Below are 26,171 nucleotides of genomic sequence, written 5' to 3'. Positions count from 1 at the left end.
CTCACCGATTTCAGTCCCGGTGGTACTTGGTGACAGCGTTGTCCTGTTTCAGCTTGTCGGCGGCGGACTGGATCCGGGCGGTCCACTCCGGCAGTTGGAGGCCACCAGAGAGGAACTGACCGGTCGCCTGGGCCGCGGTGCCGGCGAAGGCCGGGTACCAGCTGTCGAAGTACCACGTGATCACCTGGTCACCGGCGACCGAGAGCAGGTCGCGCGCCGAGCGGAGCGCCGTACCGATCTCCAGGCCGTCGGCCGCGCCGCGGACGATCGTCAGCTGGTTGGACTCGGAGGTGACCTGGGCCGCGACGTCCTTCGACAGCGTGGCCCGCAGGTACTCCAGGCCGCCCGCCTTGTTCTTCGCCTTCTCCGGCACCAGGTACGGCGCGGTCGCCGCGACGTGCAGTCCGCGGCTGAGGGCCGACGACCCGTCCAGCGCCGGTACGCCGATCATCGTCAGCCCGAAGCCCGGCGGGATGAACGCCTTCATCTCGTTCTCGAGCCAGTTGCCGCACGGCAGCAGCCCGGCCTTCGAGGCCAGGAACCGCTGCTGCGAGCCGATGTGGTCGTAGCCGGCACTCCCGGTCGCGATCAGGCCGCGTTCGGCCAGCTCGCCGACCGCGGTGATCGCCCGGGTGACGCTCTCGTCCTTCCAGGCCCCGTCGTCGAGGTTGTCGATCCGCTTCACCACGTCGTGGCCGCCGGTCTTGGCCGCGAGGGTGAGCACCAGTTCGAGGATGTAATACGGATGGGCGCCGGCGTAGATGAACGGGCCGAGGCCGGCCGCCTTCATTTCGGTGCCGAGGGCAAGCAATTGCGGCCAGGTGCGCGGCACGTCCCAGTCATGGCGCTGGAACAGGCTGGCCGAGTACCAGATGCCGTACACGGTGGCGACGTAGTTGACGGTCCGCTGGGTCCCGTCGTACCGCCCGGCGTCCAGCAGGCCCGGCAGCAGACCGTCGGTGACCTTCGCGTTCGCGTCGTCCCAGGAAGGTGCGTCGAGCAACGACTGCAGATCCGCCAACTGGTTGTCCTTCACCAGCCGGCCGAGCTCCAGCGCCTGGTCCCCGGTGCTCAGCACCACGTCCGGCGGATCGCCCGCGGCGAACCGCGGCAGCACCGCATCGGAGAGCTTCGCGCTCACCGTCGGCGTGACGGTGGCGCCCGCGAACTTCTTCCGGTACGCCGCCGCCGCGAAGCCGCCGTACTCCTCGCCGATCGCGACGTCGACGGGCGCGGATCCGTCGACCATGAACGGGTTGCCGGGCGACGCGGCCGGGCGGGTGCTCGTCGTCCCCGACGAGCACCCGCTCAGGACCGCTCCGGCCAGCGCGCTCTGCAACAACGTCCGCCGTGTCAGCATCACGGCAGGCTATTACGTCTTGACTACTTCACGCCTCCGGCGGTGACGGAGACCTGCAGCTGACGCTGGAAGATGATGTAGACCACCAGCACCGGCGCCACAGTGATCACCACGGCCGCGAACAGGGCGCCGAAGTCCACCGCATAACCGGCTTGCGATGCGAACGAGGCCATGCCCTGCGAGAGCACGTAGTTCTTCGAGTCGGTGTTCAGGGCGACGGGGAGCAGGAACTGGTTCCACAACCCCAGGAAGTTGAAGATGGCGACCGACGCCATCCCCGGCCGCGCCATCGGCAGCATCACCGAGAAGAACGATCGCCACTCGCCCGCGCCGTCGATCTGCGCCGCCTCGTAGACCTCACCCGGCAGCGCCTTGAAGAAGGCGTGCAGGAAGAAGACGGTGAACGGCAGCGCGAACGCGACGTAGGTGATGATCAGCCCCGGCAGGGTGTTCAGCAGTGCGAGGTTCTTCAGCACGAAGAACAGCGGCACGATCGCCAGGAAGACCGGGAACGTCAGTCCGGCCAGCATCGAGTAGTAGATCAGCCGGTTGCCGGGGAACGTGAACCTGGCCAGCACGTACGCACACATGGCGCCGAGGATCATCACCAGCACCAGTGCGGCGCCGACGACGATCACCGTGTTCAGGAAGTAGCGGCCGATACCGGCTGTCGTCCACGCGTTGGCGTAGTTCTCGAAACGCAGCTTGCTCGGCAGCGACAACGGGTTGCCCAGCACCTCCTGCGTCGTCTTGAACGAGGAGAGCAGCGTCCACAGCAGCGGCAGGATCACCAGCAGCGACCACAGGATCAGCGCGATGTGGGCGGTCGTGGCCACGCCCCTGCCTTCCCGGGCCCGCTGGCCGGGCGCGCGGGGCCCGGAGGCGAGCTCGGCCCGGTCGGCGGTGGTCGTCGTCATCGGCGTACCTTCACTTTCCGCTCACGTCCGCCGGTCAGCGCGTTCACGGTGAACACCAGGAGCGCGAACAGCATCGTCACCGCGGCCAGGACCACGCCCATCGCCGTCGAGTAACCGAACTGCCCCTTGGTGAAGGCCGTGGTGAACAGTTGCTGGGGCATGACCAGGGTCGAGTTCTGCGGCCCGCCGCCGGGGTTCAGCGCCTGCATGTAGACGAAGGCGTCGAGGGCGGCGATGCCGAGATAGATGTACGCCGTCTGCACGTTGTCCCGGATCAGCGGCACGGTCAGGGACACCGCGGTCCGGAACCGGCCGGCGCCGTCGATCCGGGCCGCCTCGAACACCTCGGGGTCGATGCCCCGGATGGCGGCGATGAACAGCACCATGTAGAACCCGACGAAGCCCCAGATCATCACGAACATCGACGCCGGCATGGCCGTCCGGGCATCACCGAGCCAGGCGTAGTTCTCGAACTGGTGCAGCCCGATCTTCGACAGCACCGCGTCCAGGATGCCCGAGCCCGGCGTGAACACCTGGGCCCAGATCAGGCCGATCACGATCGCCGGGATCACGTACGGGAAGAACGAGACGATCCGGTAGAAGCCGGAGTTGCGCAGTCCGCGGACGGTCCCGGTGCCCGAGCCGCCGATCGTCACCAGCGTGGCCAGGGTCAGCGCCAGCACGATCGTCACGATCGGCACCACGATCGCCAGCTCGATGTTGTTGCGTACGGCCTTCAGGAAGATGTCGTCGTGGAACAGCTTGACGTAGTTGTCGAAGCCGACGAAGTTCTGGCCCGCGCTGAACCCGGACCAGTCGGTCAGCGAGTAGTACAGCGCCTGCACGAACGGCGAGACCACGAAGATCACGAACACCGCCAGCGGCAGGCCGAGGAACACGACCATGAAGCTGACCCGGTCGAAGGTCAGCGGCCGGCGGCGCCGGGTGACGGACCGCGTGGGTCCGCCTCCCGGCACAGCTTCTTGCGTCATGGTCACTTCGTGACCGGGATCTTCTTGACGGAGCTGTCGTTCCGCACCTTGTCGGTGATCTCCTGCAGGCCCTTGGTCAGGCCCGCCGCGTCGAGCTGGCCGGACAGGAAGGAGTTCCAGACCACCAGCTGGTCGGTGTTCATGCCGTACAGGCCGAAGACCTGGTAGTCGAAGACGTTGGTGCCGGCCGCGTCCAGCATCGCGGTCTGCGACTGCAGCGCGGTCGAACCGAAGCCGTCGGCGGGCACCAGGCCCTTGACGATCGTCGGCGCCAGCCGGGTCTTGGCGAAGTTGGTCGCCGCCTCCTTGGACAGCATGGCCCGCAGCAGCTCCTTGCCGCCGGCAACGTTCTTGCCCTTGGAGGGGACGATGAACGGCTCACCGGCCGCGCTGCGCAGCGACTCGTACGGCAGCTTCGGGCTGTCGGTGAGCGTCGGCTCCGGGACGCCCTTCATGTCGAAGCCGGACTTGGTGGCCTTCTTCATCTCGTTCTCGATCCACGAGCCCGAGGGGTAGAGGATGGCCTGCTGGTCGTTGCTCCACTTCGCCTGCGCGGCGGTGAACTGGGTGCCGGCGCCACCGGGGACGAAGTACCCGTTCTTGACCATGGTCTCCAGGGCCTTGAAGATGCCCTGGAACTGCGGCATCGACCAGCAGTTCTCCTTCAGGTTCTCCAGCGCCAGCCGGACCTCGTCGCCACCCTCCTTGATCGCGCCGTCGACGGCCATCGTGTGGTAGTAGGTCGCGGCTTCCTTGCCCCAGACGAACAGGTACTTGCCCTTCGCCTTGGCCTTGGCGCCGAGGTCGAGGAGCGCGTCGTACGTCTTCGGCGGCTCCCAGCCGTTCTCCTTGAACAGGCTGTCGGAGTACCAGATGCCGTACAGGGTGAGGACGTAGTTCATCGCGACGAACTTGCCGTCGAACGTGCCGGGGTTCTTGGCGCCCGGGTACAGGGTGTCGGCGATCTTCGTGCCCTCGTAGTTGTTGGCCTCGAAGACGTCGTCCAGCGTCGCCAGCTGGTCCAGGATCGTGTTGAAGCCGATCTGGTTCGCGCCGGAGTTGTCGATCAGGTCCGGCGGGTTGCCGCCGACGAAGCGCGGCTGCAGCTGCTGGGCGATCTGGGTCGACGGAGCAACCTTGAACGTCGAGCCCACGAACTTCTTCTGCGCGATGTCGGCCGCGAACTGCACGTAGTCGTACCCGTAACCGCCGTTGAAGATCACCGCGTCGACAGTCGCCTTGTCCGCCATGCCGAACGGGTTGTCCGCGGTCTTGTCGGCGCTACCACCGCCGGAACCGCTGTCGTCGCTACCGCTGCCGGCGCAGGCGGCCAGCAGCGTGCTGCCACCGGTGGCCAGCAAGGTGCCGACCGCTGCGCGCTGCAGGAACAGGCGCCGCGACAGGTTGTTGGGAGTGGTCATTGGTCCTGCCTTCCAAGGAGTGTTTCAGGCAGTACGCCGGATGCGACCGGCATACCGTGCTTCGAGGGCGTGGTTGTGTTCGTCGCCGCCGGGGATGTTCGCGGACAGGTAGACCGGCGGCGTCTCGCCGGCGTCGGTCATCCGGCGCAGTACCTCGGCGACCAGCAGTTGCGCGATCAGCGCGGCGGTGATGGACGACACCGCGCAGACCTTGCCACCGCCGTCGGGGAGGTCGAGCACCGAGTCGCCGTACGGCGCGTGGTTGTCCAGCACCACGTCCGCGAAGTCGATCAGCTTCTTGCCCGACGGGTGCCGGGACTCCATCCCGCCGGTGTGCTGCAACGAGGTGATCGCGATCAGCGGGTGGCCCTTCTCCTTCACCACGCTCGCGAGCTCGACGATCGAGCCGTTCACGCCGGAGTTGGACGCGATGACGAACAGGTCGCCCGCGCGCGCGGCGGACAGCTCGTACAGCTTCCGGGAGTACTGCGGGTCGCGCTCGAGCTCGGCGCTACCCAGCAGCTCCTTCGGCTCGCCACCGAGCAGCACCAGGTCGCGGAGCGCGATCCGGTTGCTCGCGATCAGCCCGCCGGCGCGGCCGGCGATCTCCATCGCCAGCGCCTCGGAGTGGCCGGAGCCGAAGGCCTGGATGACGCCGTCGGCGCGCAGGGCCTCGGTCATCAGGTCGGCAGCCTTCTGGATCGGGCCGTCGATCTGCTCGGTGACGGCGGCCAGAATCGGTGTGAGGACGTGAACATAGGACTGCGCGCTCACCCCGCTCGTCGGCCCCGATCCCCCGTGCTTACTGCTGGCCATCAGCGGCCCCACCCCTCGACTAATCTGTTCGATGCGACACTCGATGTGCCGACAAGTGCGCAAGTTTGCGGTTTGCTGGACAGAACTTTTCTCACCTGGCAGCTAAAGTCAAGGCTCATCTCGTGGTTCTCCCCAGATCGGGACCGTTGCGTGACCTTGTTCTCTTGTGTTTGTCAAGAGGCTCTTTTGAGCAGTTTGGAGCATTGCGTATGTCGGTCGAACGCCCGCTGCCGGAACCTGCCGACCCAGTGGTCTTGATGCCAGCCACCGCACTGGTCCTGGGCGGCGACCTGGGTGGAACCTCCACCCGGATCGTGATCGCGGACGCTGAGGGCAACGTAGTCGGTCGGGGTGCCGCCGCGGGCGGAAACCCGACCAGTCACCCCGTAAGTGCGGCAGCCAACTTCGGTCAGGCCCTTCACGCGGCGCTGGCCGGGCTGGACCCGACCGCGGTGAAAGCAGCGGTCGTCGGCGCGGCCGGCGGCTCGGCGCTGGCGCGGCCCGACGTCGCCGCCCAGTTCGACGCCGCCTGGTCCGGCGCCGGGCTGACCGTCAAGCCCGACTACATCGGCGACCTCGAGGTCGCTTTCGCCTCCGGTACGGCGGAACCCGACGGCACCGTGCTGATCGCGGGAACCGGGAGCAACGCCGGCCTGGTCCGCGACCATCAGCTGATCCGCACCGCGGGCGGTCACGGCTGGCTGCTCGGCGACGAAGGGTCCGGGTTCTGGCTGGGCCGCGAGGCTGTGCGCAGCGTGTTGCACGCTCTCGACCTCGGCGAACCGATCGGTCTGCTCGGGGAGGCGGTCGTCCGGGCGATCCTGCCGGACCGCGACGAGCAGGCCCCCGTGTCGCGGGCCGGCTACGACATACTGCGCGACGATGTGATCAGAACGGTGAACAGCCGGCCACCCGTCCTGCTCGCCGAACTGGCGCAGCCCGTCGTGTCGGCGTACGAGCAGAACGACGAAACGGCACACGCGCTGGTGAAACGCGCAGCCGAGTTGCTCATTCAAACAGTGGGGCAGCTCAGGACAACGTCGGACAACGGCCCGATGGTCCTCGCGGGCAGTGTCGCAGGCGGATCCTCACCGGTCGGCCGGCTGATCCGGGAAACCATCCACCAGGACTTCGCCGGCGAGGTGCTGACCGCGCGGGACGGGGTCGGGGGCGCCACCTGGCTCGCGCTCGGCGCCCTCGACCCCGCCCTTGCTACCCGGGCGAACCACACCCGGCTAGTCGAAAACTGACACCGGGCGCACCTCTACCGCGACGAACTGGGCCTCCGGAATGGTCGCCGCGACCTCCTCGGCACGTTCCGGGGTGTCCACGTCGATGATGAAGACACCGGCGAGCTGCTCCTTGGCCTCGGAGTAGGGGCCGTCGGTGGTGGCGCGGACGCCTTCGCGGACGCGGACGACCCGAGTCCTGGCCGGCGGTTCGAGTGGTACGGCGGTGACGAGCTCACCGGACTTATCCAGCTCGGTGAGGAGCTGGTCGAGCTGCGCCGCGAGCGCGTCGCGGGCCTTCTTCGGAAGTGCCTTTCCTTCCTCGGTGTGCAGGAAGGAGGGGTGCCCCCAGGTGATCGGGTTGCTGTGAATCAGCAGCAGGTACTTCATGACGGTTCCTTTCGGAGTCTGGCTGGATCTTCGCAGCAGAGGTCGGAGGCACCCGGACGGACTCGACATTTCGCGTTCGGGCACGATCCGCTGCCCCGGAATGTCGAGTCCGCCCGCGGGTGTCCGACGTACCGCTCGGCAAGACCCCGACGAACTTAAGGTGAGCGACATGAACGAGACGGACCTCCGGCTGACGGACGGCCGCACCTTGCACGTGTACGACAGCGCGCCCGGCGACGACGGCCGGCTCGCGGTCGTCTGGCACCACGGCACGCCGAATCTGGGCGTCCCGCCCGAGCCGCTGTTCGAGGCCGGGGAGTGGCTCGGGATCCGGTGGATCTCGTTCGACCGGCCCGGGTACGGCGGCTCGACCGCGGCCCCCGGTCGCACGATGGCCTCGGTCGCGGCCGACCTGACCCAGGTCGTGGACGCGCTCGGGGTCGGCAGCTTCGCGCTGATGGGCTACTCCGGCGGCGGGTCGTACGCGCTCGGAGCGGCCGCGGTCCTCGGCGAGCGGGTCGAGGCCGTCGCCACCTTCGCGGCGATCGCGCCGTACGGCGCCGACGGTCTCGACTGGTACGACGGGATGATCCCGTCCGGACTCGCCTCACTCCGGGCGGCAGCCGCGGGACGAGAGGCCAAACTGCGGCACGAGACCTCGGGAGTCGAGTACGACCCGGAGTTCACCGCGGCGGACCTGTCCATGTTCGACGGCCCGTGGGGCTGGCTCGGCTCGGTCGCCGGAGACAACGCGATGCCGAACGGGCCGGACGGGCTGATCGACGACGACTGTTCTTATGTAGTGCCCTGGGGTTGCGACCCGGCCACCATCTCCGCGCCGGCCCTCCTCACCCACGGCACCGACGACGGCATCATCCCCAGCTCCCACGGCCAATGGCTGGCCGACCACCTCCCGACCGCCAAACTCGCCCTCCACCCCGGCCTCGGCCACATCTCGGTCCTGGCCCACGCCGAGCCCGCCCTCGAGTGGATCCGCGAGCAAACCGGCTGACCTGTACCGACGAACGGGTAGTAGTCGCCCCCGGCCAACCACCCCCGGCGTGAGCGCGCCCCTCCGCGGTGGGTGAGACCGACTACTACCCGTCCGTCGGTACACAAACCACATTCCAAGCAATGCCTTGACATCCGATTCACGAGGGATGCATATTCCAAGCATGTCTTTGGAGAAGGATCCGCGGCGGATGCGGCTGCTGGCCGATCCGCTGGCCATCCGGGCGATGGCGCATCCGGTGCGACTGGATCTGCAGTCGCTGCTCGGGCGGGAAGGGCCGATGACCGCGGCGGACGCGGCGCGGCGGTTGGGGATCAGCCAGGCACTGGCGTCGCATCACCTGCGGCAGCTGGCGAAGTACGACTTCGTCGAGCCGGCTCCGGGCAAGGACAACCGGGAGCGGCCGTGGCGGCTGGTGTCGACCTCGCAGTCGTGGCGCGACGCCGCCGCGACTCCCGAGGGCGCCGCGGCGGCCGACGTGCTCGAGCAACTGCTGGCCGAGCGCGCACTCGAGCGACTCAGCCAATGGCAGCAGCAACGCCCGACCGAGGACGCCGTCTGGCGGGAGAACTCCGGAATCGGGCAGAGCGGCGTCTATCTGACCAGCGACGAACTCGCCGAGCTCGTCACGCAGATCGACGCCCTGCTGCAGCGGTACGTCGACGAGCGGCCGATCGACGACAAGTCCACCCGCCCGCCGGGCAGCCGGCACGTCTCCATCACTCAGATCGTCACGATCACTCCTGAGGAGGAGTAGCGCATGAAGGATCTCTGGGGCGTCCTCGCGCGGCAACGCGACTACCGCTTGATGCTGAGTGCCGGACTGATCTCGCTGATCGGCGACTGGCTGCTGCGGACCGGTCTCGCGTTCCAGGTCTATGTACTGACCGGATCCACGCTGGCCTCCGGTGGGCTGCTGCTGGCCTCGTTCATCCCGCCGGTCGTGCTCGGCTCACTGGCCGGCGTCTTCGTCGATCGCTGGGACCGGCGCAAGACGATGATCGTCACCAACGTCCTGAACGCGGTCGTGCTGCTGCCGTTGCTGGCGGTGCGCGACGAGAGCGCGATCTGGATCGTGTACGGCGTTGTCCTCGCGCAGAGCTGTTTGCAGCAGTTCTTCAGCCCGGCCGAGCAGTCACTCGTCCCCGTGCTGGTCGACTCGAAGCAGCTGGTGACGGCGAACGCATTGAACAGTCAGATCCGCGACCTCGCCCGCCTGGTCGGCGCCGCCCTCGGGGGTGTGCTGGCAGCGATGGGTGGCCTCACTCTGCTCGCCCTCGCGGACGCCGCCACCTTCCTGATCGCGGTGGCGCTGGTCGGCGCGATGCGCCACCGTCACGTGCGGCCTCCGGTCGAGCAGCAGACGGCCGGCGGGGCCATCAAGCGGCTGAAGACGGAGTGGACCGAAGGACTGCAGCTGTGCGTCTCGGGCTCGGCGATGCGGCTCCTCTTTGTGTTCTGCCTCGTCACGGGCGTGGGCGAAGGCGTGATGAGCACGCTGTTCGCGCCCTTTGTCAGTGCCGAGCTCGGCGGCGACGGAACGGCGTACGGCCTGATCGTGTCGTCGCAGGCGATCGGTGGGATCGTCGGCGGGCTGGTCGCCGCCGCCATCGGCTCACGGTTGCCTGCAGCAACAATGTGGGGTGTCGGCGCGTTCTTCTTCGGTCTCGTCGACCTGACCCTGTTCTGCTACCCGCTGATCTCGGACAGTCTGATCCCTGCCTTCGCCTGCATGATCATCGTCGGCCTGCCGGGCGCCTTCACCGTGGCCGGCATGATGACCGTCTTCCAGAACCTCACCGAGGACGGCACCCGCGGCCGCGTCTTCGGCGCCATCACCGCCACCGAGAGCATCGCCGTCCTGATCGGCATCACCTCGGCCGGCTTCCTCGGCGACGCCGTGGGCATCATTCCGGTCCTGGTCTTCCAGGGTCTCGGCTACGTGGTCGGCGGCGTGGTGATCCTCACTCGGCGGCGGGTGCTGGTTCCTCGTCCGGAGCCGGCTCTTCCCCTGCCGGCCTGACCCGGTGCAGGCGGACCCGGGCCACCCGGCGGCCGTCCATCTCCATGACCGTGATGGTGTGGCTGTCGACCCGGGCCTCGTCGCCGGTGCTGGGCACCTTGCCCAGCTGGGCGGCGAGGAACCCGCCGACCGTCTCGTAGGGGCCGTCGGGGAGCTCGACCCCGGTCTCGTCGGCGAAGTCGTCGAGGTTGAGCAGGCCGTCGACCTCGATGTCGCCGCTGCGGAACCGCGTGGTCTCGGCGGACTCCTCGTCGTACTCGTCCCGGATGTCGCCGATGAGTTCCTCGACCAGGTCCTCCAACGTGACGATGCCCGCGGTCCCGCCGTACTCGTCCAGGACGATGGCCAGGTGGGTCGAGCGGCGGCGCATCTCGGTCAGCGTCGGCAGCAGCTTCGCGGTGTCCGGCAGCATCAGCACCTCGCGGGCCAGGTCGCCGACCCGGACCGAGCGGGACGCGACCGCCGGGTCGAACAGGTCCCGGACGTGCACGAAGCCGGCGATGTCGTCGGCCGAGCCGTTCATCACCGGGTAGCGCGAGTGCGGCCGCTCGGCGGCGAACTTGACCGCCTTGTACGCCGGCATCTCCGCGTCGACGAAGTCCACCTCGGTACGCGGCAGCATCAGCTCCCGGAGCTGCCGGCCGCCGGCCTCGAACACGTCGTCGACGATCCGGCGCTCCTCCTCGCCCAGCGACTCGTGCGCCGAGACGAGGTCGCGCAACTCCTCGTCGCTCATCACCTCACGGTTCGCGTTCGGGTCACCACCGAGGGCGCGGACCACGAGGTCAGTGGACTTGGACAGCAGCCAGATGACCGGCCGGGCGCCGGAGGCGATCTTGTCGACCAGCGGCGCCAGGCCGAGCGCGAACGTCTCGGCCCGCTGCAGCGCGAGGCGTTTGGCGGCGAGCTCGCCGAGCACGATCGAGACGTAGGAGATGGCGATGGTGATCAGCACCAGGGCGACCGTGTTCGCGACCGACTCGGGCAGGCCCAGCTTCTGCAGGTGCGGGGAGAGTCCGTCGGCCAGCGTCGCGCCACCGAAGGCGGCGGACAGGAAGCCCATAAGGGTCACGCCGATCTGCACAGCGGACAGGAACCGGTTCGGGTTGGCGGCCACCTTGGCCACGATCGCGCCGCGGCGACCGCGGTGCGACAGTGACTTGAGCTGGCTTTCGCGCAGGGAGACCAGAGCCATCTCGGCCGCGGCGAAGACCCCACCGATGAGCACGAAGACGAGAATCAGGACGATGTTGAGCAGGGTGGCGTTCATGGGTCGGAGTTCCTAGCGCCCTCTCGTCGACCGGCGAGAGGGCGTGCGTTGGGCGTAGTCGTCCATTTCGCAACTGTACCGGTGGCGGGTCTCACGATGCATGTTCGAGTTTGTTGGTTTACGATGATTCCTGGCCGTCCACGTCGGAAGGCCTGGGAGGGTCACACGATGAACACACCGCGCGGTGCCCGCCGGACGGACACCCTGCTGTCCGACGGACGCGAGCTGATCTACTACGACCCGGCCGATGCGCCGGTCCGGACACCGCTCGAGGACACCCGCGGGCTGCCGGCCCCGCAACCCCAGGTCGAACTGCGGACCGACCCGCTGACCGGTGACGTGATCACCTACGCGACCCACCGCAACACCCGGACCTACCTGCCGCCGGCGGACCAGTGCCCGCTCTGCGCGAGCAAGCCGGGCAACCCCACCGAGATCCCGGACCACGACTACAACGTCGCCGTGTTCGAGAACCGGTTCCCCTCCTTCGCCGGTCCGGGCCGGACCGAGGTGGTCTGCTTCACCAGTGACCACAACCAGTCGTTCACGAACCTGTCCCAGGGCCAGGCCCGCCTGGTGGTCGACACCTGGGCCGACCGGACCGCCGAGCTCGGCGCCCGCGACGACGTCGAACTGGTCTTCCCGTTCGAGAACCGCGGCCGCGAGATCGGCGTGACGCTCAGCCACCCGCACGGCCAGATCTACGCCTACCCGTTCCTGCCGCCGCGGATGCGCACCCTGATGGCGCGCGCCCGGCAGCACCAGGAAGTTGCCGGCAGCAACCTGTTCGCCGACGTCCTGGCCGCCGAGCGCAAGGAGGGCACCCGGGTCGTCGGCGAGAACGGCAACTGGACCGCGTTCGTGCCCGAGGCCGCCCGCTGGCCGGTCGAGGTGCACCTCTACCCGCACCGCCAGGTGTTCGGCATCGACGAGCTGTCGGTCGGCGAGCGCGACGACTTCGCCGAGCTCTACCTCGACGTACTCGGCCGTCTCGACGGCCTGTACGGCGATCCGCTGCCCTACATCGCCGCCTGGCACCAGGCCCCGGTCCGGATCGACCGCGAGCTCGGCTACCTGCACCTCGAGGTGTTGTCGATCCGAAGGGCCGCGGACAAGATCAAGTACCTGGCCGGCTCGGAGTCCGGGATGGGCGCGTTCATCAGCGACACCCGGCCCGAGGACGTGGCCGAGACCCTGCGGAAGGTTGGTTCGTGAGCTCCTTCGAAGAAGTCTTCGGTACGGCGCCCGACGGCAGCTGGCGCGCTCCGGGCCGGGTCAACCTGATCGGCGAGCACACCGACTACAACGACGGCCTGGTGCTGCCGATCGCCCTGCCGAACCGGATCGTGGTGACCGCGTCCGCGCGCGACGACGGCCGGATCGCGGTGGCGTCCAGCGGACACAGGGGCATCACCGAGTTCGCCATCGACGAACTGTCCCCGGGATCCGTCGGCGACTGGGCGGCGTACCCGGCCGGTGCGGCCTGGATCCTGCGGGAGTCCGGCTACGCGATCGGCGGCGCCAACCTGCTGGTCGACTCGGACCTGCCGTCGGGCGCCGGCCTCTCCTCGTCGGCCGCACTCCTCTGCGCGACCTCCGTCGCCCTGCTCGGACTTCGTGACATCGACGTCGACCCGGCTGAGGTCGCCCGGCTCGCACAGCGCGCCGAGAACCAGTACGTCGGCGCACCGGTCGGGCTGATGGACCAGATGGCGTCGATGTGCTGCACCGAGGGCCACGCGCTGTACTTCGACATCCGCGCGATGTCGACCGACCAGATCCCGTTCGACCCGGCGGCCGACGACCTCGCGCTGCTGGTCGTCGACGTGAAGGCACCGCACCGGCACGTCGACGGTGAGTACGCCGCCCGCCGGAAGAGCTGCGAGCAGGCCGCGGCCGAGCTCGGCGTACCGGCTCTGCGCTCGATCGAGTACGACGCCCTCGACGACGCACTCGCCCGGTTGAGCGACGACGTCGTACGGCGCCGGGTGCGGCACGTGGTCACCGAGATCCGCCGGGTCGAGGACGCGGTCGCTCTGATGCGCGCCGGCAGACTCCGTGAGGTCGGTCCACTCTTCACCGCGTCGCACGCATCCCTGCGCGACGACTTCGAGATCACCGTCCCCGAGCTCGACGTAGCCGTCGACACCGCCCTCGAGGCCGGTGCCCTCGGAGCCCGGATGACCGGCGGCGGCTTCGGCGGCTGCATCATCGCGCTGGTCGCGGCGGACGCGGCCGAGTCCGTCCTCGCCGCGATCGAGAAAGCCTTTGCGGAGCACGGTTTCACCCCACCCAGCGCCCTCGCGGCAACACCGTCGGCCGGAGCGTCCCGCCTCAGCTAGGAAGCGATGATCAGCTCACACCCGGTGTCCCGCATGGCTTTGCGGGCGGCGGTGGAGAGGCCGTTGTCGGTGACGATGACGTCGAGGTCGGCCCAGGTGGCGAACGTGCTCAGGCCGACGGTGCCCCACTTGGTGTGGTCGGCGACCACGACCACCTCACGGCTCGCGGCGATGAAGGACCGGTTGGTCTCGGCTTCCATCAGGTTCGGCGTACTGAGCCCGTGCTCGGCGTCGACGCCGTGGGCGCCCAGGAAGAGCAGGTCGAGATGCAGCGAGGCCAGCGCTGCCGTGGCGATCGGGCCGACCAGCGCGTCCGACGGGGTCCGGATGCCGCCGATCAGGACGACCGTGCGGTCCGAGCGGCCGTTGCCGTGGAAGACGTCCGCGATCCGCGCCGAGTTCGTGACAACTGTCAAGTTCTCCACCCGCAGCAGCTGACGCGCCAGGGCGTACGTCGTCGTGCCCGCACCGATCCCGATCGCGCTGTCCGGCTGGACCCGGCCGGCCGCCTCGGCCGCGATCGCCTGCTTGGCCGCGGACTCCTGGGTCAGCTTGGCGTCGAACCCGGGCTCGTGCGCACTGCGCAACCCCACCGACGTGGCACCACCATGCACCTTGTGCAGCAGCCCGCTGGAGTCGAGCGCGTCCAGGTCGCGCCGGATCGTCATGTCCGACACCCCGAACCGATCGACCAGCTCGGCGACCGTGATCGCGCCGCGACTGTTGACCTCGGCAACGATCGTGGCCTGCCGCTGGGCGGCCAGCTGCCCACCCCTGCCCCGCGACGGCTCCGTTCCGGCTGCGTTCACGCCCCCAGCCTAATCTCGATTCCCGGCGCTGTCAGGGAAATGACGTTGCCTCGCCGGTGGCACCGCGTCACCCTGAAGCATGCGATTCCCCGAGGACGTCCCGGTTCTGACCGACGGCGTGGTGACGCTTCGTGCGCACACGCCGGACGACATCGAGTGCGTCCACGCCATGTGCCAGGACCCGGAGATGCAGCACTGGACCACCATCCCGGTGCCGTACGACCGCCAGCACGCGGTGAGCTTCGTGACCGAGATCGTCCCGATGGGCTGGCGCGACGGTGGTTCCTGGGCCTGGGCGATCGAGTACGACGGTCGCTTCAGCGGCACCATCGACCTGCACGACGGGCAGGGCGGGGTCGGCGAGGTCGGGTTCTCGGTCGCGCCCTGGGCGCGGGGCCACGGGGTGATGACCCGCGCGGTCAAGCTGGTCCTGCGGTACGCGTTCGACGTCTTCGGCTGGAACCGAGTGATCTGGCGGGCGTTCACCGGCAACTGGGCCTCGCGCCGGGTGGCGTGGAAGTGCGGGTTCCGCGGCGTCGTCGTCGTCCCCGGAGGCGGACTGGCGCGGGACGTCCGGCGGGACGAGTGGATCGCCACGGTCGGGAAGGACGACGAGCTCGAGCCGCAGGGCAACTGGTGGTCCGTGCCGGTGCTCGAGGGTGGTGGGATCCGGTTGCGCGCGTTCCGTCCGTCGGACGCGCCGCGGGTCGCGGAGGCGTGCAACGACGAGCGGACGCAGTACTGGCTGGCCGGCATGCCGTCGCCGTACCAGCTGAGCGACGCCGAGGGATTCATGCGCAGCCGGCAGGACAACCTCGCGAGCGGCGAAGGGGTGTCGTGGGCGATCGCCGACGCGGCCTCCGACCAGTTGCTCGGCTGCGTCAGTGTCTTCGACCTGAACAACCGGCTCGACAAGACCGTCGGCGAGATCGGCTACTGGCTGCACCCCGGCGCCCGCGGCCGCAAGGTGATGTCGACCGCGGTCGGAATGGTGATCGACCACGCCTTCCGGCCGGTCGCCGAGGGCGGTCTGGGTCGGCGCCGGCTGACGATCTTCGCTGCCGAGGGCAACACCGCCTCGGCGCACGTTGCCGAGGTCAACGGCTTCACCCGGGTGAGCACCGAGCGGCAGGCCTCGCCCCGGCGCGACGGGGAGTACCTTGACCTGCTCGGCTACGACTTGCTCGTCACCGATCCGCGCCCGTGACGCGCTTCCGGGGGTTGCGGGCCGGGGTCGGCCCACGGTAGTGGTGACCGCCCGAAAGCGACGGAATACGGCCAGTTGGTGTCAGACGACACAAGTTCCCCTCGCCGTGCGGGGTTCTGACTGCTTGAATCGACGGGTGAGAGATCGTGAGGAACTCGTCCGCCGCTGGCAGGCCGGGTGGTCCGTCTCGCGGGGATGGACCACCGTGGAGGACGACAACGACGGCATCTTGGTCGTCCGTGCGGGTGAGGAGAACCGCGCCACGGAGTACGTCGTACTGGATGCCGATGACAAACCCGAGCGGGTCGAGCGCGCCGCCGAGCTCGCCTCGGCCGGCGGCGGTGGCCGTGGGGCCGGCTGGATCACGCTGGCCACCGACGACAAAGAGGCCCGGATCGAGCAGCTGGAGGATCTTGGGCTCGAGGTCCAGCAGGACCAGGACTGGCTGATGACGATCCAGCTGTCGGAGCAGCCGGCCCTGAAGCTGCACGAGCGATATGCCCTGCACACCGAGCTCGAGTCCGACCTGATCATCACCCGGGCGACACTGCACGGCGGCGTGGTGTCGAGCGGCCGGATGGCCGTCGTCGGCGAGGACGCGGTCGCGGACCGGATCGAGACCGACCCGGCGCACCGGCGGCGCGGTCTCGGCAGTGCGGTGATGGCCTCGCTGGTCGAGACGGCCGCGGCCCAGGGCGCCAAGCGCGGCATCCTGATCGCCTCGATCGACGGCCTGCGGCTGTACCGGAGCCTGGGCTGGAAGGTCGTCGCGGACATCGTCATCGCCCGGTCGCGCTGAAGGGGCCGTTTCAAACGGCTGCGATAGTCAAAGGTTCGTGAAGTGCGGCCTCGCCCGGGAGTCGGCAAGCGCTGACCTGGGCAAGGCTGCTCAGCATGACGAACCACAAACGGTCGCTGGGTAGTGGAGTGGCCGGACCTCTCATCGCTTCGCTGTCCGCCCTGGTCCTGCTGGTGGGCATCAGCTGGTTCGTCCTGCACGACACCGGTGCGGGCAAGCCCACCGGTCAGTCGAACCCGGTCACCTCGGTCACCACCGCAGCCGACGACGCCCCGCTCACGACCCCGGTGACGCCGATCCGGCCGACCAGCCCGTCCGTCACACCTCGTCGTACGACGCCGACCCCGACGCCGACCCTGTCGAAGACGAAGAGCCCGACGCCGACGCCGACCCGGTCGAGCACGGAGCCGAGCCGCGACGGCACCCGGACCCCGAAGCCGTCGCCGCGACCGACCCGCACCACCACGACGTCGAAGCCGCCGACGACCCAGCCGGGCGGCGGGTCCGGGACCGCCGAGGCGCAGGTGCTTGCCCTGACCAACCAAGAGCGGGCCAAGGCCGGCTGCGGGCCGCTGCGGACGAACAGCGCGCTGGTCAAGGCGGCCGAGGCACACGCGGCCGACATGGTCGACAAGCACTACTTCGCGCACGACAGCCTGGACGGCCGCAGCCCGTTCGACCGGATGAAGGCGGCCGGGTTCAAGGGCGGTGCGATGGCCGAGAACATTGCCGTCGGCTACTCCAGTGCCGCGTCCGTCGTGAAGGGCTGGATGAACAGCCCGGGCCACCGGCAGAACATCCTCAACTGCACCTACACGATGATCGGGATCGGGTACGACTCCGGCCAGGTGAAGCCCGAGTGGGGCAACGGAAGCTGGGTGCAGGACTTCGGCGGCTGAGGCCGCTTCGTCAATCGTTGCCGGAGAACCTTCGGGGAATGTTAAGAGCCGTCGCGGATCTGTAACGGTGACCTTACCCATCGGTTAAGGTCGCTGTTCGGTGACCAGGGGGGACCTGGCAACAACCACGGGGAACGACGAAGCACCCGGTACGACGAAAAACGAAGAGGATTCGCCCACCCATGACGGATTCGCCTACCCCCCGGCGACACCGCGGCAGTCGACGTGCTCCCAAGCGGAGCCGTGGCCTGGTCGGCCCGATCGTCAGCGCGCTGTCCGTTCTGCTCGCCATCGGACCGGTGCTCTGGTTGATGTCCCGCGACCACTCGACGGTCGAGGACGCGACCAAGGTGCTCAACGTCTCCGAGGACACCGGCAAGGACTCCGGCCCGTCCGAGGTCGAGGGCACGACTGCCGGCGTACCTGGTGCCACCGTGACCAAGACACTTCCGAACGGCCTGACCACTCCGGTCGTCGGTACGCCGGCGCTCGGATCGGCGGCCACCTCTACTTCCACCTCGCCGGGCACTCCGGCGACCAGTGGCACACCCACCAGCGGCATGACCACGCCGACTGCTCCGACCGTCGGCGTGACAAAGGTGACGGTCACGCCCTCGACGCAACGGACGCCGGACGCGCCGAGGACCAATCCGCGGCCGTCGCGTAGTACTCCGACCAAGACGCGCACGACCGAGCCGACGCCGCGGGACACCACGCAGCCGCCGGCAAGTGGCGGTGGCACCAACGCGCAGGAGCGCCAGGTGCTCGACTACACCAACCAGATCCGTCAGCAGCAGGGCTGTGGCCCGCTCCGGCTGGACAGCGCGCTGGTCGAGGCGGCCGGCAAGCACGCGTCGGACATGGTCCGCAGGCACTACATGGACCACACGAACCCCGACGGACAGGACCCCGGTGACCGGATGGCGGCCGCCGGGTACCGCGGATCGAGCTGGGGCGAGAACATCGCGGCCGGCTACGACAGCGCACAGAAGGTGGTTGCGGCCTGGATGCAGAGCGACGGCCACCGCAAGAACATCCTGAACTGCCGGTTCACTTCGATCGGCATCGGGTACGACCCGGGGCACGTCAGGTCCGACTGGGGACCGGGCAGCTGGGTCCAGGACTTCGGCCGCAGCTGAGGCCGGGTTGTCATTGTGTCGAACACACCGAGTGTGGCGGAGATGTTGTCTCACGGCCACAATGTCCGGCCGGTTCACGGCCGGTCACTGCGGGTAGATCCGTCCTTGTCATGTCGCCGGACCGTCCTGGGGGGCTCCGGTGAGACGAGTGATGAGGCACGTCTTGGGGGCGAGACAGTGAAAGGGATAACGAAATAATGTCCGAGTCCGGCAGCAGCCGGTACAAGCCGCGCAGGAAGGCGACCCGCGCCGCCACGCGCTCGTCGCGGGCCGGCAACCGGTCCACTCCTCCGGCTGACACCACGCCAGCTCCCCCGCCCGAGCCACCGCGGTACGCGCCGCGCGGCAGCGACGAGTCCCCGTTCTGGGCGACCGCGCAGTCCGCGGGTGCGGCCAACGAGTCGCCGTTCTGGGCCGACGCGCAGTCGCGCCCGGCCACGCCGCAGTACGCCCCGCGGCCGGCGATGCCGAGCTACACCTCATCGGACTCCTCCGGCCTGGGCTCCCGCCCGGCCGGCTCACCCTCCTGGGTCGCCCAATCCATCGCCGGCACGGACCCCGAGCCGACCCCCACCGCCCGCCGCGCCGCGGGCCGCCGAAGCCGAGGCACCACCGACGGCCCGGCCACCGACCCCCGCCCCTCAGGCCTCGCCGACACCGCCGGCACCTGGTCCGCGCGCCGCGCAACCGACCCACAGTCCCCGAGCCTCGGCGACACCGCCGGCGCGTGGTCCGCGCGACGCTCGAGTACATCGGAGTCGGGCCTCGGCGACACCGCGGGCTCGTGGTCGGCGCGACGGGCTGCCGCGGCGGATTCGCGGACTGCCAGCGCGGCTGATGACTGGGCTTCGCTGGGCAGTTCGTCTGCTGGTGGCCTGACCGCTGGTGTCGCGGTTGCCGAGTCAGCCGCAGCCGCCAGTACGACGACCTCGACCGCGGCACGCACCACAACCTCTGGATCGGCTCCAAGCCCGTCAGCTGACTCGGTCGGTGCCACCCCGCAGACCGCGCCGGCAAGTGGACGTGGTGGGTCCGGGGCCGGCGGGCGTGGTCCGTCCGGGCCGGGGCGTGGGGGTTCTCGCGCGGCGGCGAGGTCGGCGGCGGCTGGACGAGCCGCGCGGACCCGGCGGACCGTGATCGGGATCGCGTCCGTACTGCTGGTCATCACCCCGATCTCGTGGATCCTGCTGCACCAGCCGCAGAACGACCCGGCCGACGCCTCGGTCCCGATCGTCACGCGGACCGACGACACCTACATCACCCCGACCACGAAGCCGGTGGTCGCTCCCCCGAGCACGCACGCGAGCACCCCACCCACTGCGCACCCGACGGCGACGCCCACCCCGACCCCGACGGACTCGGCCTCTCCGACCACGACCCCGTCGACCAGCACCAGCCCGACGGACGGCCCGACCTCGACGCCGACCGACGGCCGGACGAGCACGAACCCGACCACGGCCCCGACGTCCCCGGACCGCACGGTCTCGACGACTCAGCCGCGCCCGACGACGACGCAGACCACGACCGCCCCGCCGCCGCCTCCGGAGCAGGACGGGAACATGGACGCCAACGAGCTGCAGCTGTTCAACCTCATCGACAACGCTCGCGTCAACAACGGCTGTGCGCGGCTCGAGCAGGACCCGAACCTCACCGACGGTGCGGAGTCGGAGGCCGGCGACCGGGCCGAGTCAGGCTCGGTCAACAGCAGCGGATCGTCGAAGACGAGCGCCGGCGGCGACAGCTGGAGCGCTCAGCAGGCCTTCGACCAGATGATGGCCCAGAGCAAGAGCACGGTCCTCAACTGCGGCCTGACGACGCTGGGTGTGGGCAGGGACACGCACAAGTACTGCACTGCGGACCTGCTCGGCCTGTGCATCGGGTCGAAGCCGACCCGCGTCGCGTGGGTGGCGGACTTCTCGTAGGAGCGGCGGACTTTCGCTGGAGGTTGGTGCGACCATGGGGGGACGGCTCATGGTCGCACCACCCTGCGGGAGGCTGGATGTTCTCCGAACGTGACGATCTGGACCCGGCCCGGCCCGCGCATTTCGGGATCCCGCCGGACGCGCTGGCCGACGAGCGGCCGGATCCGCGCCCGGAGGAGGCCCGGCGGATGGGGCTGAGCCGGCACACCGAGGAAGGCGCCGTGCTCTACTTCGCGTCCTCTCTCGACCGGGACAAGCCCCGGCACCGGATGATCGCGTGGATTCTCCTGATCACGTTCGCCGCCCCGGCCTTCTACATGCTTCTCCTGGTGCTATAGCGCGCCGAACTCCTGCCGATGCCGCTGCGGCGTCGTCCCCAGCACCGCGTGGAAGTGGTGCCGGAGCGCCGCGCTGCTGCCGAAGCCGCTCTGGCCGGCGACCCGCTCGATCGGATGGTCGGTCGTCTCCAGCAACAACCGAGCGCGGTCCAGCCGCTGGCGCAGCAGCCAAGCCTGCCCGGAGCTTCCGGTCCGAGCGCGGAACTGCCGGGTGAACGTACGGCGTGACATCGCCACCGCCGACGCCCATTCGTCCAGTGACAGGGGCTGATCGAGCCGCGCCCGAGCCCACACCATCGCCTTCTCGATCACGTCGTCGGTGGGATCCGGTGGCACCGGCACCGGGATGTACTGCGCCTGCGAACCACTGCGATGCGGAGCGACCACGATGTCCCGGGCCAGCCGCTCGGCCACCTCGACGCCGTGATGCGTACGCACCAGATGCAGGCAGCAGTCGAGCGACGCCGCTGTCCCCGCGGACGTGATGAGATCGCCGAGATCCGACCACAGCACATCCGCCCGCACGGTCAGCTCCGGATGCCGCGCCTGCAACTGCTCCGCCCAGCGCCAGTGCGTCACCACCTCCCGCCCGTCCGCGATCCCGCTCGCCGCGACCAGGAACGCGCCGACGCACAACCCGACCACGGTCGCCCCCCGAGCGTGCGCCCGCCGGATGGCATCGATCAGTACGACGGACGCCTCGCGACCCGGATCCCAGCTCGGCAGCACCACCACGTCGGCCTCGTCCATCACGTCGAGGCCGCGGTCGACGGTGACGCCGAACCCGGTGTTCGTCCGGAGCGGTCCCGGTTGCTCGGCGCACACGAGTACGTCGTACCGGCTGGGCGGGACGTGCCGGTCACCGAGGACCAGGCAGGGCACGGAGAGGTGGAACGGGCTGATCCCGTCGTAGGCCAGGACGGCGACTGTGCGCATGGGAAGAGTATGGCCCGATCTTCAGGAACTGTGGCTCTCGGGCCAATGGTGGATCGACGCGGCGGAGCCGAAGATCGTGGACATGAAGATCACGCACATCGGCGGCCCGACCGCCGTCCTCGACCTCGGTGGCCTGACGTTCCTGATCGACCCGGCCTTCGACGAGCCCCGGGACTACCAGCTGCCCGGCCGGGTGATGACCAAGCTGATCGGCCCGGCGATCCCGGCCGCGGACCTCGGCCCGGTCGACGTCGTGCTGCTCTCGCACGACCAGCACAAGGACAACCTCGACGACGCCGGCCGGGCCTTGCTGCCGTCCGTCCCGACCGTACTGTCGACTCCGGGCGCGGCCACCCGGATTCCCGGCGTACGAGGTCTGGCGAACTGGGAGTCGGTCGAGCTGCCGCGCCCGGACGGCGGCGTCATCACGGTGACCGGCGTACCCGCACTGCACGGTCCCGAGGGCGCGGAAGCGGTCCTGGGTGAGGTCACCGGGTTCGTCCTGAGCGGTGAAGGGCTGCCGACCGTGTACGTCTCGGGCGACAACGCGTCGGTCGATCTGGTCAAGGAGATCGCCGATCGCTTCGGGGCCATCGAGGTGGCGGTGCTCTTCGCGGGAGGCGCGCGGACGGCCCTCCTCGACGGTGCCGCACTCACGCTCACCTCCGACGCCGCGGTCGAGGCCGCTCGCCTGCTCGGGTCCGCGACCATCGTCCCGGTCCACACCGAGGGCTGGGCACACTTCACCGAAGGCCCCGACCAGTTGGTCAAAGCCTTCGCCGAAGCCGGCCTGGCCGACCGCGTCACCCTCCTCGACCACGGAGTCCCCACCACTCTTGGTTGAGCCCTCGACGAGCACGGAGCGTGACGACTAGCGTGCGCGCCCGCCGGGGGGAAATCGGCCCACCCAGGTCGGTCGTGGGAGGACTGGGCGCACGCCTCAGGAAGCTACCGGCGGTCGGGCGCCGGATCGGTCCCGGCCGGGATCCATTCGTGGACCAAGATCTCGTCCCCGACCGCAACGGTGCCCTCGGCAAGCACCGCGGCCTTCATCCCGAAGCTGACTCCGCCGCCGTAGTCGGGCTGCCGCCGGTACGACGCCAGCGTGCGGGTCGGCTCGGGACCACGCTTCTCGCCGGTCGCCTGGTCCACGGTCGGGACCGCGCACCGGATCGAGCGGGCCGAGTACCCGATCTCGACCGGGCCGGCGGCCATCCGCAGGACCTTGTCCTCGGTGTGCGGCTCGGGCCAGCCGGACACGACGATGTTCGGGCGGAAACGGTTCATCGGGATGGCGTCGCCGCCGCGTTCGACGATCCGCTGGTTCAGTCCGTCCAGCGACGACAGTGACGTGATCATCAGCGCGTGCGCATCACCGAACCCGGTCTGACCGCGATGCACACCCCAGCCGGGCCGCTCATGCTCGGGCGTCACCCGGACCAGCGCAGCCGGCTTGCCCAGCCGGTCGGTGAACCACGCGTCGGCGGCCGGGTCCTGGACGACGCCCTGGCCGAACCATTTCCCGAACAGGCTGACGTCGCGCCGCTTGCCGTCGTACTGGATCGGGAGCTCGAGGTCCGGGGCACCGGGACCGGACAACCGGAGAGCGTCGCCGGCGAGCTCGGCCCGCAGCGAGGCCATCGCGGGCAGGCTGCGCTGGCTGAGGAACGTACCGTCCGGCTCGACGAGCATGAAGGCCCGGTCGTTCCGCAGCCCGGCTGGTCCGACCTCGGCGCGGTCGACAGGTACGCCGGACAGCCCCTTCACCGGGTAATAGGTCAGAGCGGCAACCCTCGCGACAGACATGGGCCAATCGTAACTTGACCCCTGTCACTTGATCTGTTCGATCATGTTGAGTTATGTTCGATCACGTGCAGAGCGTGGAAGCCTTCGCCGCCGCGATGCAGCGGGTCCGGCGGCATGCGGGCCTGACGTATCGCGACCTGGCCGACCGGGCGCACTACTCGCACGCGCATCTGGTCCGGGCCGCCGGTGGCAAGCAGCTGCCGACCTGGGAGGTGGCCGCGGCCTTCCTGACCGGCTGCGGGGTGCCGTCCGACCTGATGCCGGTCTGGCGACGGCACTGGGAGGCGGCCGGCCGCGATCCACAGGACATCGTCGAGCTGCTGCGCACCGCCGAGACCTCCGCGGACCTGGGCTCCGCACTGTCCGCACTCGCCCGGCCGCGATCCCTACGGAGCTTGGAGCAGCTCACCGGGATCCCGCGGACGACCCTCCAGGCCTGGTTCCAAGGGACCCGGCTGCCCGGCCGGGACCGGCTCGATCAGCTGGTACGGGCCGTCGGCGCGACATCCGCCGAGCGCGCGGCGGTCGCGCGAGCAGTCGACCGGATCAGCTCCGGAAGGTGCCGGGCGGCGCCTGCGGCGTGACGAAACCCTCCGAGTCGGTGAGCGGCGCCGCTTTGCCGGCCAGCTCGCCCAGCGGCAGCACGTCGTACGGCGGTTGAGCCCGGCGACCGGCCGCGGTCAGGTCGGGCACCGGCTGACGCGACGCGACCAGGATGACGTTGCCGAATCCCTTGCCCCGCAGGACCTTCCGCTCCGCGAGGACGACGCCGTCGCCGATCACGGTCCGCACGGTCGACGCCGTACGCCGGATGAACGGAAGGCCCGCCGATCCGTCGATCAGGTTCGCGACCAGGACCCCGGTCGGCCGGAGGATGCGGGCGCACTCGGTGAAGAACTCGGTGGTCACCAGGTTCGCCGGGACGGCCTCCTGCTGGAACGCGTCCAGGATGACCAGGTCCAGGGAGTCGTCGTACAGCTCGGTGATCCCGGCCCGGCCGGTGACGCCGCGCACCTTGATCCCGGAACGCTTCGGCAGCGGGAGGGCCTCGCGGACGAACTCGGTCAGGTCCTCGTCCGGCTCGAGGACGATCTGCCGGGAGCGGGGGCGCGTCGTGGCGACGTACCTCGGCAGGCTGAGCGCCGCGCCGCCCACGTGCACGACGGCGACCGGCTGACGCCGGGGCGCGAAGGCGTCCACGACGTCACCGATCCGGCGCATGTACTCGAAGGCCAGGTGGGTGGGGTCCGCGAGGTCGACCTGGGACTGCAGGGAACCGTCGACCCGCAGCACGAACGTTCCGTCGGCCGCTGCCTCGACGGTGGCGGTCCCGGACCCGACCTTGCGTTCCACCCACCCATCCTGTCAGCTAGCGCGCCTCCCGCTCCTCCGCCACCGCGATGTCGGTGTTGTCGGTGAAGAGCCCGTCGATCCCGGCCCGGCGGTACGCCGCGATCTCGCCGAACAGGTTGCCCGAGTCGGTCTGCACTGCGGAGCTGTCGAAATCGGCCGGGAGGAAGGAGTTCTCGACCCGGAACGTGTACGGGTGGACGACCAGACCGGCCCGGTGCGCGTCGGCGACCAGGCTGGTCGGCGTACCGAGCTTGCCGGTCGCGTCGAGCGGGATCACCTGGTCCTTCGACGGGCCGAGGCCGTCGGCGTACTTCGCCACCTCGCGGAGCCCGGTCGCGCTCACGATGTCGGCGTACGTGCGCTTGTCACCGGACGCGACGAAGTCGTACGGGGCGCCGGCCGAGCTGGTCAGCTGGACGAGCGGGACCCGGAGCTGTTGGTGCAGGGCCTTCAGGTTGGACACCTCGAAGGACTGCACGAACACCTTGGCGTCCTTGCGGTTCAGGCCGTTGCGGTTCAGGACCTTCACCAGCTCGGGCTCGAGCGCCAGGCCCTGCTGCCGGAAGTACGTCGGGTGCTTGGTCTCCGGGTAGATCCCGATCGGCCGGCCGAGCTCCTTGGACAGCCGCCGGCTGAGGTCGATCACTTCCTGGAACGTCGGGATCTGGTAATGCCCGTCGAACACCGTGTTGTGCTGCCGGATCGCCGGGATCCGCTCCTTGGCCCGCAGCGTCTTCAGCTCGGCCAGCGTGAAGTCCTCCGTGAACCAGCCGGTGACCGCGACACCGTCGAGCAGCTTGGTCTTCTTCCGCCCGGCGAACTCCGGGTGCGCCGCGACATCCGTCGTACCCCCGATCTCCGGCTCGTGCCGCGCGACGAGCACCCGGTCCTTGGTGGTGACCAGGTCGGGTTCGACGTAGTCCGCGCCCATCCGCGCCGCCAGCTCGTACGACGCCAGCGTGTGCTCGGGCCGGTATCCGGAAGCACCCCGATGCCCGACGATGACGAAGTCGTCGTGGCCGGTGGCCTGGGTCGTCGACTGCGGGATCAGGAAGGACGCGGCCACGGCGAGGACCGAGGCGGCAACGGGTACGAATCGGCGGGGCAGCACCGTTCGCTTCATGAGCGTCTCCTTACAGGTCAGGAATTGGGGAAACCCTCGGGCACGGCGACGGACCGCCGACATACGCC

General features: G+C 69.5%; 26 protein-coding genes. 14 read left to right on the top strand and 12 right to left on the bottom strand.

Annotated features, from left to right (window positions below; translation table 11 throughout):
- Positions 1-10: 10 nt before the first annotated feature.
- Genes ngcE (ACZ6O0_RS13590) through ACZ6O0_RS13570 form a run of 5 tightly spaced genes read right to left on the bottom strand, consistent with a single transcriptional unit; the run spans position 11 to position 5,506 of the window.
- Entirely contained in the window at positions 11-1,360 is a 1,350-nt protein-coding gene (gene ngcE, locus ACZ6O0_RS13590) for an N-acetylglucosamine/diacetylchitobiose ABC transporter substrate-binding protein (RefSeq protein WP_465765159.1), read from the bottom strand.
- A 23-nt stretch (positions 1,361-1,383) separates the two neighbouring features.
- The gene (locus ACZ6O0_RS13585) at positions 1,384-2,277 is read right to left on the bottom strand and encodes a carbohydrate ABC transporter permease (protein WP_465765158.1); all 894 of its coding nucleotides are present in this window, start codon (positions 2,275-2,277) and stop codon (positions 1,384-1,386) included.
- Positions 2,274-3,269 carry a carbohydrate ABC transporter permease gene (locus ACZ6O0_RS13580; RefSeq protein WP_465765157.1) on the bottom strand — a complete coding sequence of 332 codons (996 nt, stop codon included), beginning with the start codon at positions 3,267-3,269 and terminating at the stop codon, positions 2,274-2,276. The genes ACZ6O0_RS13585 and ACZ6O0_RS13580 overlap by 4 nt, the downstream gene beginning before the upstream one ends.
- A gap of 2 nt (positions 3,270-3,271) precedes the next feature.
- Entirely contained in the window at positions 3,272-4,690 is a 1,419-nt protein-coding gene (gene ngcE, locus ACZ6O0_RS13575; RefSeq protein WP_465765156.1) for an N-acetylglucosamine/diacetylchitobiose ABC transporter substrate-binding protein, read from the bottom strand.
- 24 nt (positions 4,691-4,714) lie between these two features.
- The gene (locus ACZ6O0_RS13570) at positions 4,715-5,506 is read right to left on the bottom strand and encodes a sugar isomerase domain-containing protein (RefSeq protein ID WP_465765155.1); all 792 of its coding nucleotides are present in this window, start codon (positions 5,504-5,506) and stop codon (positions 4,715-4,717) included.
- Between the two features lie 257 nt (positions 5,507-5,763).
- On the opposite strand from ACZ6O0_RS13570, the gene ACZ6O0_RS13565 reads away from it, so the two are divergent.
- Complete coding sequence (locus ACZ6O0_RS13565; RefSeq protein ID WP_465765154.1) at positions 5,764-6,756, top strand: N-acetylglucosamine kinase; 993 nt, start codon at positions 5,764-5,766, stop codon at positions 6,754-6,756.
- On the opposite strand, the gene ACZ6O0_RS13560 is transcribed toward ACZ6O0_RS13565, so the two are convergent.
- Positions 6,742-7,125, bottom strand: a complete 384-nt coding sequence (locus ACZ6O0_RS13560) for a YciI family protein (RefSeq protein ID WP_465765153.1) — start codon at positions 7,123-7,125, stop codon at positions 6,742-6,744. The two genes, ACZ6O0_RS13565 and ACZ6O0_RS13560, sit on opposite strands and share 15 nt — an antisense overlap.
- A gap of 169 nt (positions 7,126-7,294) precedes the next feature.
- On the opposite strand from ACZ6O0_RS13560, the gene ACZ6O0_RS13555 reads away from it, so the two are divergent.
- The 3 genes from ACZ6O0_RS13555 (at position 7,295) to ACZ6O0_RS13545 (ending at position 10,160) form a co-directional block, all read left to right on the top strand.
- Positions 7,295-8,137: an alpha/beta fold hydrolase gene (locus ACZ6O0_RS13555; RefSeq protein WP_465765152.1), complete on the top strand. Its 843-nt coding sequence runs from the start codon at positions 7,295-7,297 to the stop codon at positions 8,135-8,137.
- Positions 8,138-8,300: 163 nt separating this feature from the next.
- Positions 8,301-8,894, top strand: a complete 594-nt coding sequence (locus ACZ6O0_RS13550; protein WP_465765151.1) for a helix-turn-helix domain-containing protein — start codon at positions 8,301-8,303, stop codon at positions 8,892-8,894.
- Between the two features lie 3 nt (positions 8,895-8,897).
- A complete protein-coding gene (locus ACZ6O0_RS13545; protein WP_465765150.1) occupies positions 8,898-10,160 on the top strand; it encodes an MFS transporter in 1,263 nt (420 codons plus the stop codon).
- Here the strand turns inward: ACZ6O0_RS13545 and ACZ6O0_RS13540 are convergent.
- Positions 10,102-11,430 (bottom strand): hemolysin family protein, encoded by a 1,329-nt coding sequence (locus tag ACZ6O0_RS13540; RefSeq protein WP_465765149.1) that lies wholly within the window; start codon positions 11,428-11,430, stop codon positions 10,102-10,104. The two genes, ACZ6O0_RS13545 and ACZ6O0_RS13540, sit on opposite strands and share 59 nt — an antisense overlap.
- 168 nt (positions 11,431-11,598) lie before the next feature.
- Between ACZ6O0_RS13540 and galT the strand changes: the two genes are divergently transcribed.
- Both galT and galK read left to right on the top strand, forming a co-directional pair.
- Positions 11,599-12,645, top strand: a complete 1,047-nt coding sequence (galT, locus tag ACZ6O0_RS13535) for a galactose-1-phosphate uridylyltransferase (RefSeq protein ID WP_465765148.1) — start codon at positions 11,599-11,601, stop codon at positions 12,643-12,645.
- Positions 12,642-13,772, top strand: coding sequence for a galactokinase (galK, locus tag ACZ6O0_RS13530; RefSeq protein WP_465765147.1), 1,131 nt, complete (start codon positions 12,642-12,644; stop codon positions 13,770-13,772). The genes galT and galK overlap by 4 nt, the downstream gene beginning before the upstream one ends.
- Here galK and ACZ6O0_RS13525 read toward each other — a convergent pair.
- Positions 13,769-14,581 carry a DeoR/GlpR family DNA-binding transcription regulator gene (locus tag ACZ6O0_RS13525; protein WP_465765146.1) on the bottom strand — a complete coding sequence of 271 codons (813 nt, stop codon included), beginning with the start codon at positions 14,579-14,581 and terminating at the stop codon, positions 13,769-13,771. The genes galK and ACZ6O0_RS13525 overlap by 4 nt on opposite strands.
- Positions 14,582-14,660: 79 nt before the next feature.
- Between ACZ6O0_RS13525 and ACZ6O0_RS13520 the strand changes: the two genes are divergently transcribed.
- The 6 genes from ACZ6O0_RS13520 (at position 14,661) to ACZ6O0_RS13495 (ending at position 20,885) form a co-directional block, all read left to right on the top strand.
- Positions 14,661-15,788: a GNAT family N-acetyltransferase gene (locus ACZ6O0_RS13520; RefSeq protein WP_465765145.1), complete on the top strand. Its 1,128-nt coding sequence runs from the start codon at positions 14,661-14,663 to the stop codon at positions 15,786-15,788.
- A 136-nt stretch (positions 15,789-15,924) separates the two neighbouring features.
- A complete protein-coding gene (locus ACZ6O0_RS13515; RefSeq protein WP_465765144.1) occupies positions 15,925-16,587 on the top strand; it encodes a GNAT family N-acetyltransferase in 663 nt (220 codons plus the stop codon).
- 95 nt (positions 16,588-16,682) lie between these two features.
- Positions 16,683-17,486 carry a CAP domain-containing protein gene (locus ACZ6O0_RS13510; protein WP_465765143.1) on the top strand — a complete coding sequence of 268 codons (804 nt, stop codon included), beginning with the start codon at positions 16,683-16,685 and terminating at the stop codon, positions 17,484-17,486.
- Between the two features lie 182 nt (positions 17,487-17,668).
- Positions 17,669-18,625, top strand: coding sequence for a CAP domain-containing protein (locus ACZ6O0_RS13505; RefSeq protein WP_465765142.1), 957 nt, complete (start codon positions 17,669-17,671; stop codon positions 18,623-18,625).
- A gap of 197 nt (positions 18,626-18,822) precedes the next feature.
- Positions 18,823-20,547, top strand: a complete 1,725-nt coding sequence (locus ACZ6O0_RS13500; RefSeq protein ID WP_465765141.1) for a hypothetical protein — start codon at positions 18,823-18,825, stop codon at positions 20,545-20,547.
- A 77-nt stretch (positions 20,548-20,624) separates the two neighbouring features.
- Positions 20,625-20,885, top strand: coding sequence for a hypothetical protein (locus ACZ6O0_RS13495; RefSeq protein ID WP_465765140.1), 261 nt, complete (start codon positions 20,625-20,627; stop codon positions 20,883-20,885).
- Here ACZ6O0_RS13495 and ACZ6O0_RS13490 read toward each other — a convergent pair.
- Positions 20,880-21,821: a GlxA family transcriptional regulator gene (locus ACZ6O0_RS13490; RefSeq protein WP_465765139.1), complete on the bottom strand. Its 942-nt coding sequence runs from the start codon at positions 21,819-21,821 to the stop codon at positions 20,880-20,882. The two genes, ACZ6O0_RS13495 and ACZ6O0_RS13490, sit on opposite strands and share 6 nt — an antisense overlap.
- Here ACZ6O0_RS13490 and ACZ6O0_RS13485 point away from each other — a divergent pair.
- The gene (locus ACZ6O0_RS13485) at positions 21,820-22,665 is read left to right on the top strand and encodes an MBL fold metallo-hydrolase (protein WP_465765138.1); all 846 of its coding nucleotides are present in this window, start codon (positions 21,820-21,822) and stop codon (positions 22,663-22,665) included. The two genes, ACZ6O0_RS13490 and ACZ6O0_RS13485, sit on opposite strands and share 2 nt — an antisense overlap.
- A gap of 104 nt (positions 22,666-22,769) precedes the next feature.
- On the opposite strand, the gene ACZ6O0_RS13480 is transcribed toward ACZ6O0_RS13485, so the two are convergent.
- Positions 22,770-23,627 carry an MOSC domain-containing protein gene (locus ACZ6O0_RS13480; protein WP_465765137.1) on the bottom strand — a complete coding sequence of 286 codons (858 nt, stop codon included), beginning with the start codon at positions 23,625-23,627 and terminating at the stop codon, positions 22,770-22,772.
- Between the two features lie 53 nt (positions 23,628-23,680).
- Between ACZ6O0_RS13480 and ACZ6O0_RS13475 the strand changes: the two genes are divergently transcribed.
- Entirely contained in the window at positions 23,681-24,211 is a 531-nt protein-coding gene (locus ACZ6O0_RS13475; protein WP_465765136.1) for a helix-turn-helix transcriptional regulator, read from the top strand.
- On the opposite strand, the gene ACZ6O0_RS13470 is transcribed toward ACZ6O0_RS13475, so the two are convergent.
- Positions 24,174-24,980: a spermidine synthase gene (locus ACZ6O0_RS13470; protein WP_465765135.1), complete on the bottom strand. Its 807-nt coding sequence runs from the start codon at positions 24,978-24,980 to the stop codon at positions 24,174-24,176. The genes ACZ6O0_RS13475 and ACZ6O0_RS13470 overlap by 38 nt on opposite strands.
- A 16-nt stretch (positions 24,981-24,996) precedes the next feature.
- The gene (locus ACZ6O0_RS13465) at positions 24,997-26,103 is read right to left on the bottom strand and encodes a glycerophosphodiester phosphodiesterase (protein ID WP_465765134.1); all 1,107 of its coding nucleotides are present in this window, start codon (positions 26,101-26,103) and stop codon (positions 24,997-24,999) included.
- Positions 26,104-26,171 lie beyond the last annotated feature (68 nt).

The sequence above is a fragment of the Kribbella sp. NPDC048837 genome, assembly GCF_055586945.1.
This window is presented reverse-complemented; position numbering and strand designations above follow the sequence as displayed.